We start from the raw sequence: 535 nt of genomic DNA, 5'->3' as shown, positions 1-535 counted from the left end.
GTCATTCCAATATTAATGGCGGGATTATTATTTTTAAATTTAGTGCCAGTGCCTTTAACAATAGCAGACCCTGACACCGTGTTAACAGTGCCTGTTGTGTATATCATAATTGATTTATTCCATGGTTTAATTAAAAAATAACATCTTGATTATCTGGAAATACGATTATTCTGGCTCGCATAATAAAACGTGTCGTTTGATTGTCGAGTCGAGGGATTTTTATGCCGATGCTGGCAACACCTTCACCCGGACCTAATTCCAGCACAAACTCATTTACAGCATAAAAATCAGGCGATGCTAGCCCCTCCATATTGTAGGTGTTAGGTTTGGGCTGAATGATCCCATCAATATAGATATCGGCTTCTCCTCCATTATAACCGTAGCCGGGTGCGCGGTATGCAAATGCCGCTCTGTTCTCTACCCTGACACCATTATTTGGTATTCTTTCGTATGGATTTAATGCGCCTTGCACCCATATAAAACACTTTTGAGTTCTTCGTTTAACTTTAAATAATTCAACAATTTCACTATGAGG

At 39.3% G+C, this 535-nt stretch carries 1 protein-coding gene; it reads right to left on the bottom strand.

Features of this window, described 5'->3' with window-relative positions; translation table 11 throughout:
• Positions 1–130 precede the first annotated feature (130 nt).
• Positions 131–535, bottom strand: a 405-nt coding sequence (locus ABN217_RS20265; RefSeq protein ID WP_349460009.1) for a hypothetical protein, incomplete at its 5' end; no start/stop codon positions are given.

Origin of the sequence: Proteus sp. fly-1067 (genome assembly GCF_040139345.1) — a bacterium.
Lineage (GTDB): Bacteria > Pseudomonadota > Gammaproteobacteria > Enterobacterales > Enterobacteriaceae > Proteus > Proteus vulgaris_B.
This window is presented reverse-complemented; position numbering and strand designations above follow the sequence as displayed.